This is a genomic window from Leisingera sp. SA215, assembly GCF_055902035.1.
The window spans coordinates 27,825-44,189 of sequence record NZ_JBVVXU010000025.1 but is presented as its reverse complement, the minus strand read 5'-3'; the positions used below and the strand labels follow the sequence as shown (position 1 = coordinate 44,189).

The following is a 16,365-nucleotide window of genomic DNA, read 5'->3' as shown; positions in this document are numbered from 1 at the left end:
GGCTCAGCGGGTTCCGCGCAGGGCGCGCCGGGCGCTGCGCAGCGGCGCCATCAGGCGGAACGAGCGCGAGTTGCGCAGGGTTTGCACCTGCGCCTTCAGGCCGGCGGCAGTCTGCGCCTGGGCGGCGGCCACCTGCTCAAGGCCGCCAATCCGGTGCCCGGCCGCCTCCAGCACCTCCGCCTTGGCCCGCAGCCGCCCCTTAAGGGCCTCCGCCTCGGCCTGCAGCTGCGCCTGGGCCGCCTCGGACTGCGCCTGCAGGCTGGTGAACCGCCCTCCGGCCTGTTCCAGCTGCCGCTCCAGCTGCAGCTTTTCGCGGTACAGCGCTTCCATCTGTTCATACATGCTGTGCTGCTGCGCCTGCAGCAGCGCCCGTTCCTCGGCGGCGTCCTGCCCGGCCAGAAAAACCTTCAGTGCCGCATCAGGATCCGCGGCGGCCTGCCCCGCCTGCACAGAAGCGGCAAATTGCCCGGCCAGGCGGCGCAGGCCGGGATCTGCCTGCAGCCGGGCCGCGGCCAGCGCCAGCAGCACCGCATCGGGGGCGGCACCCGCGGCCTCCTGCAGGCGGCGCTGCGCGGCGTCCTCCGCCGCCAGCCCGCAACCGGCCAGCAGCGCTTCCGGCGTCTGCCGGGCCGCGCCGCCGTCCAGCAGCAGCACCCGCTGGCGGTGCTGCATCTGCAGCGCCAGCACCGTTTCAATTTCCTGTCCCGCGGCGGCCAAGGCCGCAGCCGGCGCCAGCCCGTCCTGCAGTCCGGCGCAAAACGCATCGGCAGGCGGACGCGCCAGCAGCACAACCGCCCCGCCCCCCTCTGGCAGCGCCGCAGGCAGTGCCTCAAGCAGGGTTACGGAATACTGCGCCTGCAAGACAGCCTGCAGGGCCGCCCCCAGCGGCGCCTGCGCCGCCCATAACAATATCCCCCGGCTTGCCCCAGCCGCCGCCAAAGGGGCCGCCTCTGCCCTATCGCCTGCCATATGATTGATCCTCAACCGCCTTGCCGCTGCACCGGCTTCTCCGCAACCCGCTGTCCGCCGCGGCGCCTGCCTGTCAGGGGCCGCCCGTACCGGAAACCTTTTACGGGCGCGCACGCCCGAATAGCAAGACGGCTCCCGGCGCAATCCCCCCCGCCCGCCTTCGAACCGCCTTTGCCCCGCCTTTGGGGAGGACATCCCGGTGCCGGGCTGCTATGGGCTGCGGCAGCACCAGGCAGAAACCGGCACCCGCAGGCAGGCAGACGGCAGCACATGATACGGATTTTCAAAACCGGCGCGCACATCCGCCGCACGCCGCTCAGCTACCCGGCGCTGGCGCCGCTGTTTGACGGCCATATCCAAGAGGCGGAGACCCCTGGCGAGGCCGATCTCTATGTCTTTGCCCATATCCTGGACATCGAACATGCGCCCCGGGAGCTGGTTGAGGACTGGCGCCAGCGCCGCCGCCCCGTTGTGCTGCTGTCGGAAGAGCCGTTCTGGGACACGCTCTGGGGCCGTCAGCCGCTGGCCCGCCACCGCCTGGCGGACAGCCCCTGGGGGCGGCTGCCGGTGCATCAGCTGACCCATCACAGCAGTGCCATCTTCCGTTTTGCCCGGATCCCCTACTACCTTTTGACGAACCACCGCTTTGCCAATGCCTATGCGGCGAAATTCGCCCGCAACGCCCGGCAGACCCCGGCGGACTGGCGCCGGGCCTTCCTGCAGCGGCGCAGCCACCTGGCCTTTCTGTTTGAGCGCCGGGACGGCGCCCATCATTCGCTGCGCTGGCCGGAGGGCGACATCACCGGCCTGTGCCACTGGCGCACCGAGGTGGCGCAGGCCTGCCGCCAGGGCCGCATCGAGCGGCTGGGGCACAGCTGGCAGACCGGCCGCCCGGTGCGCAGCCAGCTGGCCGACTGGCACCTGGACAAGCTGGCCCTGCTGGACGGGCGCGCCCGGGTGGTCGGCGCCTTCGAGAACACCCATCAGCCCGATTACATCACCGAGAAACTGTTCGACGCCTTTGCCTGCGGCGCCCTGCCCGCCTATACCGCCGGGCCGCGCCACCGGGTCCATGATCTGGGCCTGCCCGCGGCCAGCTGGCTCAATCTGCACGGTCTCTCCGCCGGCCCGGCGGCGGCCCGGCTGGACGGGCTGGACTGGGGCGATGCCGCCTGGCTGGAGCGCACCAGCGAAGCCTATGCTGCGGCCCAGCGGCAGCTGTCGGTCCTGCTGGGCGATCCGCGCAACTGGCTGCTGGAGCGCCAGCGGCTGCAAGCGGCGCTGCTGGCGGAATTCCGCAGCATCCTGGATCAGGACAGCAGCGCCTGGCCGGACCCCGCCGCCGCCTGAACGCGGGTCTACAGCATCAAAAGCGGCTCGATCTGCAGGTTTTCTGCCTCCAGGCTGTCATCCAGCAGGAACAGATTCAGCTCACAGCCAGTGGCCCGGACCGCCAGCCCGGGGTCGCAGGGCACATGCAGCAGCACCTCGCGCCGGCCCGGCGGCAGCAGTACCGGCGCCGCCGCGTGGATGTCGCGGAAGCCGCCTTCGGGCAGGAAAAACCGCAGCGCCAGCCGGCAGGAGATCATTCCGCCGCTGTGCAGCGCCAGCCGCAGGCCGGCATGGCGCGCCTGCTGCAGCTCCTGCGCCTGCAGCCGCATCCCCAGGCAGGCCCAGCCGCCGCTGTCGGCCTCAGCCAGCTCAAACACCAGGCCGCCGCCGCTGCCGCCGCCCAGCCGCATCCGCGCCCTGCCGGCCGGGTCGCAGGACAGCCACAGGTCGGGGCCCAGATCCAGATGCCCGGCCCGCACCTCCTGCGGGTCCCCCTCCGCCAGGGCGGTAATCTGATCACGCAAAGAGGCCAGCGCAGGCAGCGCGGCAGGGGGCTCCGGTCGGGTCACAGGGCAGATCCTCATGTCATCATGCGGCGGCCAACTTCCCGGAAAACGCCGCGGATTGCAAGCCGGCCCGGCCTCTCCGGCCCAGCCCCGGTTGAGAACTGCGGAGCAGGCTGCTACAGGCGGTACTGCCGCCGCGGTTGCGCGGAAGATTTCAGTCTGCACGGATCCCCCATGCCCGCCTTGCCCACCCTTGCCGTGATCCTGCCCTGCCTGGACGGCTGCAGCGGTCTCGACCGCACCCTGCACAATCTGGCAGAGCAGGCCGGCCCGTTCCGCCTGCACTGCCATGCGGTGCTGCCCGCTCCGGACGGCAGCGCGGACAGCACCCGGCAGCTGGACTGGTGGCAGGCGCAATTCCGCAGCGGCCGCCGCCGCGCAGACTGCGCAGAGCTGATCTTCAGCCACGGGACCGCCCAGGCCCCCGGCCTGATGCCGGGCCTGGCGGCGGGCATCGACGCCTGTCCCGAAGACAGTCTGTTCAGCTGGATGATGCCGGGCGGCACCCTGCCGCCGGAGACCCTGCAGGGCGTGGCCGAGGCAATGCAGCACTTCCCGCCTGAGCAGCTCTCCTGGCTGAGCAGCGCCGGCGCCGCGCCGCTGCCGGATCCGGTGCTGCAAGCCGGGCTGAGCGATGGCACCCATTGGGAGGCACTGGCCCCGGCGGGGACGTTTTTCCGGCCCTGGCTGTGGCGCAAGGCGGCCGTGGACCCGGCACTGCAGGACCCGGATCCGGGCACCGCGGCCTGGATCCTGTGGCGCCGGTTCAGCCAGCATGCGGGCCTGGTTCAGCTGGCCCAGGCCGGAACCAGCCCCCAGCCGCTGCTGCCGGATGCGGCGGCACTGGAAGCGCTGCTGCCCGCCAGCCGCCGCCGTGCCGCCCTGGAAGACCTGGCCGGCCGGGCCGCAGCCGGAACCCCGCCGGCCTGGCGCCGCCTGAGCCGCTGCCCGGATCAAGGCAGCCTGGTGATCACCGGCGAGGACGCCCTGCCTGCGCTGGCACGCCATTGCAGCGCCGTGCTGGGCAGCGCACCGGCCTGTCCGGACGCCGCCCCGCAGCCCTCCCGGGAAATTGCCCGCAGCACCGCCGCGCCCGCCCAGGCCGCAGGCAGCATCACATTCCGGAACAACATCCTGGCTTATGACAGCGGCTGGCAATACCCGGCCGTCACCGAGCAGCACGCCTTTCACCAGCTGGCCCGTGCCGGCGCGGTGCCGGACGGGGTGACCTATCTGGCCTATCCCTGGGCCACGCTGATCGACAAGCTGCACCGCAAGACCGCCGATCTGCCCGCCCATCTGGCGCAGTTCCGCGCCTTCTGCGCCCGGGTGCCCAAGGACACGGTCAAAGTCACCGTCTGCCAGCACATCAAGATGAAGGAGGAGCTGGAGCTGTTCCGCCTGGCCGGGGCCACCGAGATCTTCTGGTCCCACGCCACCCGTGCGGACAGGACAGCGCTGGACCGCGGCGGGCTGCGCCTGCATCCCTTCCCGCTGTTTCCGGTGCAGGCCGCCGGGCCGCAGGAAACCGGTGCCGGAACGGATGGCGAGGACACCGGCGGGCGGCCGCATCTGTTCTCCTTCATCGGCGCCCGCGCCAACCAGCATTATCTGACCGGCAGCCGCAACTGGATCCTGGACTTGCTGCAGAACGACCCGCGCGGGCAGATCACCGGGCGCGACAGCTGGCATTACAACAAGGTGGTCTACACCCATCAGATCCATGCGCCAGGCAGCTCCGGCAGCCGCCGCGACGGCGCCGGCTTTGTCGACAGCAGCGCCTCCAAGGAATTCCGCGCCTCGCTCAGGGCCTCGGTGTTTTCGCTCTGCCCCTCGGGCACCGGCCCCAATTCGATCCGCCTGTGGGAAAGCCTCGGCCTCGGCGCGGTGCCGGTGATCCTGGCAGACAGCTGGGCACCGCCGGGCGATCCGGCGCTGTGGCAGGCCGGCGCCGTGTTCTGCGACGAAACCCCCGAAGCGATCCGCGCCCTGCCGGAACGGCTGGCGGCGCTGGCCGCCGACCGGCAGGCGCTGGCGCGGCTGCGCCACGGCGGCCGCCAGCTCTGGGCGCTCTATGGCCCGGACAGTTTCATCTACGACCTGCAGAAATTCATGCTGGAGGCGGCAGCGGGGCTGACCGGCCCCGCCCGCCTGCCCGCCCTGCTGCCCGGCCTGGCCAAGGAGCTGACCGCGCCGCAGGCGGCGGCGCCCCGCCCGGCCGCCGCCGCGCTTTACCTCAGCAGCCTGTCCAGCCGCCTGCTGCTGGATGGCAGCGCGGCGCTGGACACCCATTGCGCTGATCCCCTGGCCCAGGCCGCCGAGGCCCAGGCCCGCGCCGCGCTGGCGGCAGATCATCCGCTGGCCCGGCAGCTGGACCGGGCCCGGGCCTTGCTCTGCCGCCGCAGCGGCCGGGATCCGGCCGCATCCCCTGCCGCGGTCCCGGCCCTGATCCGGCGCGGCCCGCTGCGGGTCTGCCTGCCGGGCAAGCATTCCAACCGCACCCCGCTGGCCTATGCGCCGTTCCGCAAACTGGCCCGGGACCGCATCGCCCTGGTTGAAACGCTGCAAGAGGCGGACATCCTGCTGACCGGCTTCAGCGCCGATCTGCGCGAGATGGCCCCCGCCCTGGCCGCCGCCCGGCAGCAGAACCCGGATCTGCAAACCGTGGTTCTGTCCGAGGAACCGCTGTGGGACAGCATCTGGAACACCGACCTGATGTCGCGGCGCCAGCAGATGCCGCTGGAGGGCCAGGTGCTGGACTACCATGTGTTCAACCACAGCAACTCCGCCATTTTCGACTTTGAATCCATCCCCTATTTCCTGCTGACCCGCACCGGCTTCCTGGCCCGCTACGGGCTGGGGCTGGCGCGCCATGCGCGGCTCAGCCCGGCGGCGCTGCTGCAGCACTGGCACGCGGCGCCGGTGCCGGCCGCCTTTTATGCCGAGGTGCGCGACACCCCCGCCTATTCCAGGGTCTGGCCGGAGCAGCAGGTCGAAGGGCTCAGCGTCTACCGCACCGAGGTGGCGCGGCTGACAGAGCTGCCCGGCACCCTGCGCGAAGGCCGCGGCTGGCGCCCCGGCGCCAAGCGCCAGGCGCTGGCCGACTGGCACCTGGACAAGCTGGCGGCGCTGGACATGCGCACCCGGGTGATGGCGGCCTATGAGAACACCCATCAGCACGCCTATATCTCGGAAAAGCTGTTTGACGCTTTCCTGGCCGGCGCCATGCCGGCCTATTATGCCGGCCCCGGCCACCGGGTGCATGAGCTGGTGCCGGAAGCGGCGATGATCAACACCTGCGGGCTGGACGCCGCCCAAGCCGCAGAGCGGATCACCAGCTTCACCCCGGACCACGCCTGCGCCGAAGCCTGGCTGGAAACCGCCCGCCTGCTGCAGGTCCGCTTCAGCGATCCGGACGCCATCGCCCGCGAACGGCAGCGGATCGCCGATGCCGTCACGGACGCACTGGAAAGCTGCCTGCCATGAGATTGCCGGCAGACTGCCAACAGCTCCGCCTGCCCCCGCCCGCCTGTTTTCCGCTCACCCCCGCACAGCCGGGACCAATATGGGACGCCTATGCCAAACACTGACTTCAAGCGCCGCATGGATGACCGGCTGGCCCGCTGGTACAAGGGCGCTGCGCCGCAGGAAGACCCCAAGCGGCAGCAGCGGCGCAAATACATCGCCGGCCTGGTCAACAAGACCTCGATGTTCAACTACGCCCGCCGCCTGGAGCTGCCGCTGCCCGAGCGCTTCGCCGAGGCCGAAGGGCTGGAGGCGCTGGATTTCACCGCCCTGCCGGAGCGGGTGGTGGTCAAGCCCAACAATGCTGCCAACAATGACGGCGTGCTGCTGTTCGACGGCAGCCGTGAAGTGTTCACCGGCGATGCGGTGCCGCTGGCGGACCGCGCCGCCTATACCCGCCGCCGCTATGAAGCCGGCAGTTTCTTCAAACCGGGCAGCAAGGTCATCGCCGAGGAGTTCATCCAGGATTTCGACCCCGCCTTCACCGTGCCGCGCGATTTCAAGGTCTATGTGGCAGGCGGGCGGCCCTGGGTGATCCAGGTGGTCAACCGCCAGGGCCCCAAGGCGGAGTGGAGCCACCGTTATTACAGCCAGGACTGGGTGGCCTATGATCATTTCCAGCGCGAGAACAAGCTGGCGCCGGTGATCCCCGAACCGGCCCATTTCGAGGAGCTTCTCGCGCTCTCCGCCCGCATCGCCCGCGACATCAACTGTTTCATGCGGCTGGATTTCTACATCACCGCCAGCCGCGTGGTGTTCGGCGAGTTCACCTCCTACCCCAATGCCGGGCTGCAGTTCACCCGGATCGGCAGCAATGTGCTGTGCGATCTGATGGACCGCTACCCGGACCCGTTCTGATCCGGACAGGAGTTTCCAGACCATGCCGCAGCATCTCTTTCTGTCAGGAACCGCCCGGGCCGGCACCAGCGCCCTGGTCAATATCCTCAATCAGCACAACCACATCCTGATCGGCCAGGAGCGCTACTTCAAAAAGTTCCGCCAGAACAGGATCAGCCCTGGCCATTTCGAAAAGGAGCGCTTTCTCGATATCCGCGAGGGCGACACCCATGCCCATGGCGGCCTGTTTGTCCCGCAGCGTCCCCGCCGCTATGACAATGCGGTCTATGTCGGCGACAAATACCCGCCGATGTTCCGCCATCTGGACCATGTGCTGCGTGAATTTCCCAAGGCCCGCCATATCTACATTCTGCGCAACCCGCTGTCGGTGGTGGAAAGCTACGAGGCCCGGTTCCAGGACCCCGGGGACACCTGGACCCTGGACTGGCGCGCGGGCCTGGCGGCCTGGAACGACAGCGTCGCCCGCATCGCCGCCCTGGCGCCGGCGCAGCTGCAGCAGTTCACTTTTGTGCAGTATGAGGACATCTACGCCAGCCCCCGCGCCATCAACGCGCTGTTCACCCGGCTGGGGCTCAGCAACCTGGAGCCGGAGACGCTGGCACCGTTTGCGGAGAAATTCGCAACCCTCAACAGCAAGCTGGTGCCGCGCCGCGACGACATCCGCGCCGAAGTGGCCCGCGAAGCCGACTGGGCCGCCTACAAGCAGCTCTGCGCGCTGATGCCGCCGCCGCTGCAAGACACAGCGGAGGATGACCGGTGACCACCATGATGCCTGCCCCCCTGTCCCCTGCCCTCAGCCCCGGGCTCGGCAGTTTTGCTGCCAGCCGCCGGGACGGATCCCTGAGCCCCGCGCGCACGGATCTGGCACCGGGGATCTTCCTCGATGCCGACCCGGCGCTGGAAATGGCGGGCCGCTACAGCTCTGCGGCCGGCTCCTTTCTTGATCTCCATGCCGCGCCGGCAGGCCGCGGCAGCTGGTTCGGGCTGCATCTGGCGCTGGAGCTGCCGCCGCTGCAGGAGATCAGCTATCTCGGCTTTGTCTGCCGCACCGCCGCGCCGGAACCGGTGATGCTGCGCCCCTGCCTGCGGGCTGGCCTGCCGGACGGCGGCTTTGCCGACTGTTTCCTGGACCGCCACATCCTGGCCACCGGCCGCGCCCACAGCCATGTGGATGCGCTGCATCTCGACAGCCGGCCCCAGCTGCCGCTGGATGCGCCCTGGCATGAGATGGTGCTGTTCCTGCCCTGTCAGAACTTTGATCTCAGCCTGATGCACCTGCATCTGTTTGCCGTCTGAGCCGGAGTCCGCCATGCCCCTTGATCCGCCCCTCGACCTGACCGTCGCCATCCCCAGCCATGATGACAACGGCAATCTGTCCCGGCTGCTGCGGCATCTGGCGGCGCTTGGCATCGCCAAGGCGGTGATCGTGGCCGATGACGGCTCCCTGCCCGCCCCTGATGCCGCAGCGCTGGCCCGGGACAGCGGGCTGGAGCCTGCCCGGCTGACCCTGTTGCGCCAGGACCGGGTGCAGGGTGCAGGCGCGGCGCGCAACCGGGCGCTTTTGCATGTGAAAACCCGGCATCTGCTGTTTCTGGATGCCGATGACCTGCCCGCCCGCGAATTGCGCAGCCTGTGCCAGGCGCTGGCGCAGGCGGATCCGTTCGACTTCTGCATCTTCCAGCACCACGACAGCCGGATGGCGCAGGGCCGGCAGTGGGGGCAGATGCCCTTTGATCAGGATTTCTGGGTTCAGGCGGGGCTGGCCCAGGGCAGCCTGCGCCCGGTGCCGGACAGCGCCGCGCCGCTGCTGGCGCAGACCGCCAATTACCCCTGGAACAAGATCTACCGCACGGAGTTCCTGCTGGAGCAGGGCATCCGCTGTTCTGAAACCCTGGTGCACAACGACATCGCCCTGCATTGGCAGAGCTTCCTGCGGGCCCGGACCATCCTCAGCAGCGCCTGCACCGGCGTCACCCATTTCGTGCAGCCCGGCGGCAGCCGGCTGACCAACCGGCTGGACGGCGAACGGCTGCGGGTGTTTGAACCGCTGGAACAGATCGCGCTGGAGATCGCCGCCAGCCCGGATCCCGCCAAGGATCTTTACGCGCCGGCCTTCTTCGGTTTTGCGCTGGGGCTTTTGAACTGGGTGCAGGGCACGTTGGCCAAGGATCTGCAGGCGGAGCTCAGAAGCCGGGGCGGCGCCTTCCTGCAGCGCCACCTCAGCCGGGAGATGTGCCGCCGCCTGAAACAGGACCGGCCCGCCGACTGGCAGCGGGCCGCAGAGCTGTTTTCCCTGCCCGGCTGAAACCGGCCGGGCAGCCGCCGCTCACAACGGCGCGGTAAAGAAGGCCGGCGCCGCTTCGCCCTTGTCCAGGCAATCGGCAAAGCTGCGGGCGGCGTCCAGCGCCTCGCGGATGGTCACATCCATGTCGAGATAACGGTAGGTGGCCAGACGGCCGACAAAGGTCACGCCCGCCGTCTCTTCCGCCAGCTTCACATAAGCGGCGAGCAGTTCCTTCTCCTTCACCTGGCGGACCGGGTAATAGGGAATGTCGCCGGGCTCCGCCAGCCGCGAGAACTCGCGGTAGAGAACCGAGCCTTCGTGGCTTTCCCAGGGGCTGAAATGCTTGTGCTCGGTGATCCGGGTATAGGGCACCTCTTCCTCGCCGTAGTTCATCACCGCGCAGCCCTGGTAATCGCCCTGGTGGGTGAAGCGCTCGAAATCCAGGGTGCGGTAGCCCAGGCGGCCCAGCTCATAGCCGAAATAGCCATCCAGCGGCCCGGAATAGAACACGTGGTCAAAGCCTTCGCCCATTTCCGCAGTGAACGCTGTCTCCAGCTGAACGGTGATGTTCTCATGATCGAGGATCTTCCCGATCATCGCGGTATAGCCGTTCTCGGGCATCCCCTGGAACTGGTGGAAGAAGTAGTTGTCATCATAGTTGAAGCGCACCGGCAGCCGCTTCAGGATGCTCGCAGGCAGCTCCGAAGGGTGCATGCCCCATTGCTTGATGGTGTAGCCCTTGAAGAACGCCTCATACAGGTCCTTGCCGACAAAGCGCATCGCCTGCTCTTCAAAGGTCTGCGGATCGGTGATCGAGGTATCGGCCTGTTCCTGTGTGATGAAATCATGCGCCTCTTCCGGGCGCAGGGTCTTGCGGAAGAACTGGTTGATGGTGTGCAGATTGACCGGCAGCGAGAACACTTCCCTATCGCCCGTGAGCCCGCGGGTGGTCGATTTCACCCGGTTCTTGTAGGGTTTGAAACTCTCGAAGGCGTTGACGTAGTTCCACACTTCGGCGTCGTCGGTGTGAAAGATATGCGGCCCGTAGACATGCACCATGACGCCGGTGTCCGCATCGCGCTCGGTATGGCAGTTGCCGCCGATATGCGGGCGGCTGTCGATCACGGTGATGTCATGGCCTGCCTCGGCCAGATGCCGCCCGATCACCGCGCCCGAGAGGCCTGCGCCTACCATCAGAAAATTCATGTGGTCACCTTCTTGTCTTCGCTCTGCGCCCTGCCCATGAGCCCCGCGAGGCGGTTGAGCTGCGCCCATACATCATCGACTTGCGCCTTTTGCCGCTGCCCGCCAGCGGCGGTCTGGCCATCACTCGATCCCGGTGCCTTGCGGAACCGGTAATCATTGCGCCAGGCCGGGGTGTCTTGCAGCAGCGGCGGCACCAGCGCAGCGGCCGCCTCCCGCATCTCCGCCAGCTGCGCGGCGGTAAAATAGTCCTCAGCCTCCAGGGACTGCTGCTCTGGCAGCGCGGCCGCCACCGCCCCGTCCAGCGCCTCCGCCATCAGGGGCTTGCCAAAAAAGGCGCTGTCCAGGGCGCGCGCGTCCTCGGTAAAGCGCGTACGGAGTTCCTCTGCGCTTCGCCGGTCAAGCCGCAGCTTGCTGCCCGCCCGGTCGGCGGGCAGCCCCTCAAGCGTCCGCCCCAAGGCCCCGCCCAAGGCCAGCCGCAAAGGTTTAGGCACCTCCAGGCGCATCCAAGCCTCCTGGATCACCCGCATGGCAGAGATTTCCTCTACCGACAGTGAGGCATTCGCTGCCGCGGGCTCCTCCTGCAGCGAGAAAGGCGCCCCGTCCAGAATCTGCTGAAAGAAATCCGCCACCGCATCGCCGTGGTACAGTTCCGCAGGTATAAACGGGCGCAGTATAAAACGGTCGTGGAAGGCGCGTTCCCAGCGCGAGAACCGCGGAGTATAATCCAAGAATTTGCCACGGCAAATCTGTGCAGCAAACTCCGGCAATGTACCCAAACTGCCGCCAGTCTTGACCCGGGTGCCATAGGCAGAAACGACCCACGCGGCATGCGGCCGCACATAGGCCAAGATCCGTGCGCCCGCAGCATGCTCCGGCAAATGCTCCTGCAGGCAGAGCTGCAGCCGCCGCGGGCGCACTCTGGCAAAGAATTCGGCCGAGATCACGCCCAGATCAGCCTCTTCCCGGCGCGCCCAGTCCCGTTTCTGCCGGAACAGCTTCCGGCGCCGCCCAGGCTGATCATCCTTCAGCAGGGTATTGGCCAGACCGGACGCATTGAGCTCCTGCTGCGGGGCGATGCTGACCTGCTCGCAGCTCCAGTTCCGGTCAAACAAGGCACGCTGGATCGAAGAGCTCCCGTTCTTGGGATCCCCAATGTGAAAAACAAGAGATTTGATCATGTTTCCAGCCGCTCCCGTTTGCTGCCCGCGGAAATCGTGGTGTCAGCTCCGCTGGCTGAAGGTCTTGCCTTCCAACGCGCCCTCCGGCGCCAGCAGCAGATCCGCGTCCAGTTCGAACCGGCGGCGCATGACCTGCCGGGCGCGGTCATCATCCAGCACCTGGCCGCGATTCAGGTTGGAGATGCCGCCGTCGTTGTCGCCATGCACCGAGCGCACATACATGATCCGCGAGGGGTCCATGAAACAGGGGTAGAACATCGCCGCATCGCGGTGGCCCTTCAGGTAGTGATGGCCGATGTCTTCGCGCGGGCTGACGATGGTGTAGCCCATCGACAGCGGCACCCGGTCGCAAATGTCGATCAGCTGCGAGCCGCCTTTGCCATCGTTTTTCCAGTAGACCCCGCGGGTGGCGCTCAGCACGGTGGGCTTCTGGATCATCCCGGCTTTGATCAGGCGGCGCGCACGGCGGCGCAGGCTGGCGACAAAATCCACCGCCAGCGCATCGTCGTCATCCAGCCGGAACAGGCTGACATGTTCGGCCAGCGGATCAATGACCTGCTCAAAGGCGCGCCGCACCGCCTCGGCCAGCGGCATCTGCGGCAGCGCGATGATGCGCACCCCGGGCACCCCCGAGACAGTGTCCTCCAGACGTCGGCGGTGCTCCGGCGGCATTCCTTCGGAGACCAGGTAGATCACCGAGAAATCACGGTCGCCCTGGGTCTGGAACGAATGTGCGTTGAGCAGCTCCAGCATCCCAAAACGAAAGGCGATCCGGGTCTCGTCGAACAACGCCCGCAACAGCTGCGCTTCATCCTGGTGATCCCGTGCCGCCTGAAACCGGTCGCTGGCCGCATAGGAGAAAGGCACAATGCCGATGATCTGATTCTTCAAGACGATGCGATCCTGCGTGCGAAAGGTTAAACCATGCTCTGACTATCGGCCCCTCCCCAGCGCATCAAGACTAATATCCCCGGACGGCCGGGTGTTGCCGCCACACCATAGGCCGCCTTCCCGGCCTGCCACAACATGCTGGAGCAGCGGCCCGCAACCCGCTATGAGGACCGGAACTGCAAACCGCGGCCCGATGGACAGCAAGGTAGCGATGAAAAAACAGAAATATTCCCCTCCTGCGGCGGCGGCAGAAGCCCGGGAAACCGCCCGCACGATCCACAGGCTGCTGCAAGACGGGCAGTTCAGCCAGGCGCGCGACACGCTGGAACGTCTGGGGGAATCAGACCTCCAGGTGAAGCGCCGCCGGGTGCGGACCTCCCCGCCCGAGGCGGTTCGCATCAAGCGTCCGGTGTTCATCTGTGGTCTGCACCGCAGCGGTACGACGCTGTTGCATGACTATCTTTGCGCCCATTACAGTGTCAGCTTCTTTCAATCAGCCAAAGTGCCCGAAAACGAAGGCCAGTTCCTGCAAGACGTGTACATGGCAGAACGCCCCTTCGGCGGGCCCGGCGCCTTTGCCTTTTATCCGCAGATGCAATTTGCGCCGCTGAAGAAACCCGAGCGGGCCCGCAAGACCGGCCGACGGCTGCTGGCCCAATGGAGCAGCTGGGCCAGCGGTGACTCGCCGGTGCTGCTGGAGAAATCACCCCCCAATATCGTGCGGATCCCCTATTTTCGCAGCCTGTTCCCCGACGCCCGTTTCGTCGTCTGGACCCGCGATCCCCGCGCCGTTTCCCTGTCCACCCGCAAGTGGCACAAACTGCCGGTGCCGCAGCTGATGGCCCATTGGAACACCGCCTATATGAAGGCCTTCCAGGATCTTGGCGAGGATTGCATCCTGGCCCGCTACGAGGATTTCTGCGAGGATCCGGACGGCACGGCCGCGCGGATTGCCGCCTTCTGCGACCTCGAAAAACGCCCCGCTCCGCTGCCGCTGGCGGACCGCTTCAGCGCGGTGAAGAACTCCAACGGCAAATATATCGCCGACTTCCCCAAAGGCTACCGGACACGCAATCTGGTCCGGGCCTGGGAATATTTCGGCTACCCCCTCTCCAACGACACCGGGAGCGCCTCCGATGACTGACGCCACGCGCACCATGCGCTGCGTCTGCTGCCTACCCAGAGACATGGCACCCGGCGCACGACGGCGCGGTATGCCCGCTGGAGCACATTCGATTTCACGCGTTTCGACGCCTGACGGGAGGCGGCAATGATACAGGAGCTGCTTGTTCACACAGGAGACCCGAAGACCGGAACCAGCTCGATCCAATCGGTGCTGAACGCCGGTGCCTGGCGCTGCAGCACGGCACGGCTCATCCCCCAGCAGCATCTCAACAACGCGCCGCTGGCCAATGCGCTGAAGGCAGACGCCGACCCCGCTTTCGTGCAGGCGCAATTCGGCGGCATCCGCGACTGGTTTGCCGCCCGCGACGGCGGCACCGGCGTGATCTCGACCGAATTCCTGGCCCGGCGCAGCCCGCACCAATTGCGCCAGGTGCTGACGGCGTATTTCCCCGGCTTGCCCGTGCGCACGATCTCCTACGTGCGCCCGCATGCCTCGCGCGCCCTCTCGGCCTATGGCCAGCGGCTGAAGACTGGCACTTTCGACGGCTCCCTGCCGGAATTCTGCCGCTTCATCACCACCGTGCCGACGCTCTATTATGCCAAGCGCTTCCCAGCCTGGCGCAGCGTCTTTGGCAGCAGCATGATCCTGCGCCCTTTTGTGCGCAGCGCCTTGCGCGATGGCGACGCGGTGTCCGATTTCTTCCATCACGCCCTTGGCGGCGGGAAATTCGAACTGCTGCCCCTGGACACGGTCAATGAGGCGCTCTCCGTCGCGGAATTGTCCGGCCTGCGCCTCGTGCAGCAGATTTGGCGCCGCCAGGAGCTGGCGGACCATCACAGGCTGGCTCTTGGCGGCGCGCTGCAGCGCAGCCTCTCGGCACAGGAAGGGCGCAGCGGCGAAAAACCCGCGCTCGACCAGGCCAGCGCCAGCCACCTGCTGGACGCGTTCCGGGACGATGCCGGCGCAATAGACCGCCAGTTTTTCGACCAGCCCATCCTGGAGGAGGAACTGCTGCGCAGCCGCGACGGCACCTCTCAAGACGGGCAGGATTTCTCTGCCGATGCCCATTTCAGCCCGGATCAGAAAACCCGGCTGAAGGAAGCTGCAACCCGCATCGCAACCCTGATCCGGAGAATGCCCCGGGCCTGGCGCCAGGAATACCAGGTCTCGGTGTCCCAGCGCGCGCCCGACGACATTGCCGCCGGTTCCCCGGCCCATCGCAAGAACGCCAAGGCGGTCTGGGAAACTCTGGATGAAATCACCGCCACCCTGGCCCGGCCGGATACAGCCTAGGGCCAGGCCAGGGCCGGGGATTTTCTTTGGCACTGGCCCGAAAAAACGCTAAGCACCCCCCGTAAAGTCAAAGGCCGCCGGCCGCAGAACATCACAGGTACCCAGGTTGAAACGCACACTGATCCTCCATATCGGCGCCCACCGGACCGCGACCTCTGCCCTGCAGGAATATCTGCATGCAAATTTCGATCCGCTTCAGGAAAAAGGGGTCTTCTACCCGTTCAAGGTCCGCCGCCATCTGAAGCTGATGAACAAGCTGTTCAGCGGTGAACGCAGCCCTGCGGACGTGGCCCAGACCCTCACCGCCCGGGCCGACAAGCGGCCGCATCCGATCCACACAGTGATCCTCAGCGACGAGGACGTCTGCATGCGCCGCGATCTCTCCGTGCTGGCGGCGTTCCGCGAGTGGTTCGACGTCAAACTGGTCTTCACCCTGCGCCGCCAGGACAGCTGGCTGGAGAGCTGGTTCTTTCAGAACATCAAATGGCAGTGGAACCGGAAGCTGAGCCATTGCACCTTCGATGACTTCATGGCGGTGCGCGAGGATTTCCACTGGATCCACTACGACCGCTACTTGCGCCATCTGGAGGCGCTGTTCGGGCAGGAAAACATCATCGTGAACGTGCATGAGCGGGACCAGATGAAGGGCGGCCCGATCGAAACCTTCTGCGACAGCATCGGCCTGACCGACCGGGAGGGGTTCCGGGCACCCGCGCATATCAACGAAAGCTACTCGCCCGCGATTTCGGAATTCATGCGCTGCCTGCCGCTGGACGAGGCGCAGCCCGGCTATCGCGGCGTGCTGACCGCGGCCTGCGCCGAAATCGACAAGGCCCTGTACGGCGGCAGCAAGAAGCAGTCGGAGCGGCTAATGCCACCTGAACAACGCGCCGCGGTGATGGCCGGCTATGCCGCAGGCAACCGCGCCGTCGCACAGCGCTATTTCGGCCGCGAAGAGCTGTTCTTCGACCCGCTGCCGGCTGCTGATGCGCCGCTGGCGCGGATGGAACTGCCCGCCGACAGCTACGCGCTGATGCGCGACCTGGTCACCCCGCTGATGCAAACGGTGATTGCCCATCAGGCGGCTGAATTGGCGGAACGGGAAGCCGCACAAGCCGAAAAGCAAGGGTAAGACCA

General features: G+C 67.2%; 14 protein-coding genes. 9 read left to right on the top strand and 5 right to left on the bottom strand.

Going from position 1 to position 16,365, the window contains the following annotated elements; translation table 11 throughout:
• Positions 1 to 3: 3 nt before the first annotated feature.
• Positions 4 to 969 (bottom strand): hypothetical protein, encoded by a 966-nt coding sequence (locus tag AC0KW6_RS19310; protein ID WP_474035744.1) that lies wholly within the window; start codon positions 967 to 969, stop codon positions 4 to 6.
• Between the two features lie 270 nt (positions 970 to 1,239).
• Between AC0KW6_RS19310 and AC0KW6_RS19305 the strand changes: the two genes are divergently transcribed.
• A complete protein-coding gene (locus AC0KW6_RS19305; protein ID WP_474035743.1) occupies positions 1,240 to 2,319 on the top strand; it encodes a glycosyltransferase family 10 domain-containing protein in 1,080 nt (359 codons plus the stop codon).
• An 8-nt stretch (positions 2,320 to 2,327) separates the two neighbouring features.
• Here AC0KW6_RS19305 and AC0KW6_RS19300 read toward each other — a convergent pair whose 3' ends face one another.
• The gene (locus AC0KW6_RS19300; protein ID WP_474035742.1) at positions 2,328 to 2,870 is read right to left on the bottom strand and encodes a hypothetical protein; all 543 of its coding nucleotides are present in this window, start codon (positions 2,868 to 2,870) and stop codon (positions 2,328 to 2,330) included.
• A gap of 171 nt (positions 2,871 to 3,041) precedes the next feature.
• Between AC0KW6_RS19300 and AC0KW6_RS19295 the strand changes: the two genes are divergently transcribed.
• From AC0KW6_RS19295 to AC0KW6_RS19275, 5 genes are all read left to right on the top strand, one after another.
• Entirely contained in the window at positions 3,042 to 6,353 is a 3,312-nt protein-coding gene (locus AC0KW6_RS19295; RefSeq protein ID WP_474035741.1) for an exostosin domain-containing protein, read from the top strand.
• Positions 6,354 to 6,443: 90 nt separating this feature from the next.
• The gene (locus AC0KW6_RS19290; protein WP_474035740.1) at positions 6,444 to 7,250 is read left to right on the top strand and encodes an ATP-grasp fold amidoligase family protein; all 807 of its coding nucleotides are present in this window, start codon (positions 6,444 to 6,446) and stop codon (positions 7,248 to 7,250) included.
• A gap of 22 nt (positions 7,251 to 7,272) precedes the next feature.
• Positions 7,273 to 8,010, top strand: a complete 738-nt coding sequence (locus AC0KW6_RS19285) for a sulfotransferase family protein (RefSeq protein WP_474035739.1) — start codon at positions 7,273 to 7,275, stop codon at positions 8,008 to 8,010.
• Positions 8,011 to 8,015: 5 nt separating this feature from the next.
• Positions 8,016 to 8,546, top strand: coding sequence for a hypothetical protein (locus AC0KW6_RS19280; protein ID WP_474035738.1), 531 nt, complete (start codon positions 8,016 to 8,018; stop codon positions 8,544 to 8,546).
• Positions 8,547 to 8,559: 13 nt separating this feature from the next.
• Positions 8,560 to 9,555 (top strand): glycosyltransferase family 2 protein, encoded by a 996-nt coding sequence (locus AC0KW6_RS19275; RefSeq protein WP_474035736.1) that lies wholly within the window; start codon positions 8,560 to 8,562, stop codon positions 9,553 to 9,555.
• A gap of 21 nt (positions 9,556 to 9,576) precedes the next feature.
• Here AC0KW6_RS19275 and glf read toward each other — a convergent pair whose 3' ends face one another.
• The 3 genes from glf to AC0KW6_RS19260 are packed head-to-tail and all read right to left on the bottom strand — an operon-like array spanning position 9,577 to position 12,809.
• A complete protein-coding gene (gene glf / locus AC0KW6_RS19270; RefSeq protein ID WP_474035735.1) occupies positions 9,577 to 10,740 on the bottom strand; it encodes a UDP-galactopyranose mutase in 1,164 nt (387 codons plus the stop codon).
• Complete coding sequence (locus tag AC0KW6_RS19265; protein ID WP_474035733.1) at positions 10,737 to 11,918, bottom strand: hypothetical protein; 1,182 nt, start codon at positions 11,916 to 11,918, stop codon at positions 10,737 to 10,739. Before AC0KW6_RS19265 ends, glf begins: the two co-directional genes overlap by 4 nt.
• Before the next feature lie 42 nt (positions 11,919 to 11,960).
• Positions 11,961 to 12,809 carry a glycosyltransferase gene (locus tag AC0KW6_RS19260; RefSeq protein WP_474035732.1) on the bottom strand — a complete coding sequence of 283 codons (849 nt, stop codon included), beginning with the start codon at positions 12,807 to 12,809 and terminating at the stop codon, positions 11,961 to 11,963.
• A gap of 211 nt (positions 12,810 to 13,020) precedes the next feature.
• Between AC0KW6_RS19260 and AC0KW6_RS19255 the strand changes: the two genes are divergently transcribed.
• From AC0KW6_RS19255 to AC0KW6_RS19245, 3 genes are all read left to right on the top strand, one after another.
• Positions 13,021 to 13,953, top strand: a complete 933-nt coding sequence (locus tag AC0KW6_RS19255) for a sulfotransferase family protein (protein ID WP_474035759.1) — start codon at positions 13,021 to 13,023, stop codon at positions 13,951 to 13,953.
• A 126-nt stretch (positions 13,954 to 14,079) separates the two neighbouring features.
• Entirely contained in the window at positions 14,080 to 15,228 is a 1,149-nt protein-coding gene (locus AC0KW6_RS19250) for a hypothetical protein (RefSeq protein WP_474035731.1), read from the top strand.
• 106 nt (positions 15,229 to 15,334) lie between these two features.
• Positions 15,335 to 16,360, top strand: coding sequence for a hypothetical protein (locus AC0KW6_RS19245; protein ID WP_474035730.1), 1,026 nt, complete (start codon positions 15,335 to 15,337; stop codon positions 16,358 to 16,360).
• Positions 16,361 to 16,365 lie beyond the last annotated feature (5 nt).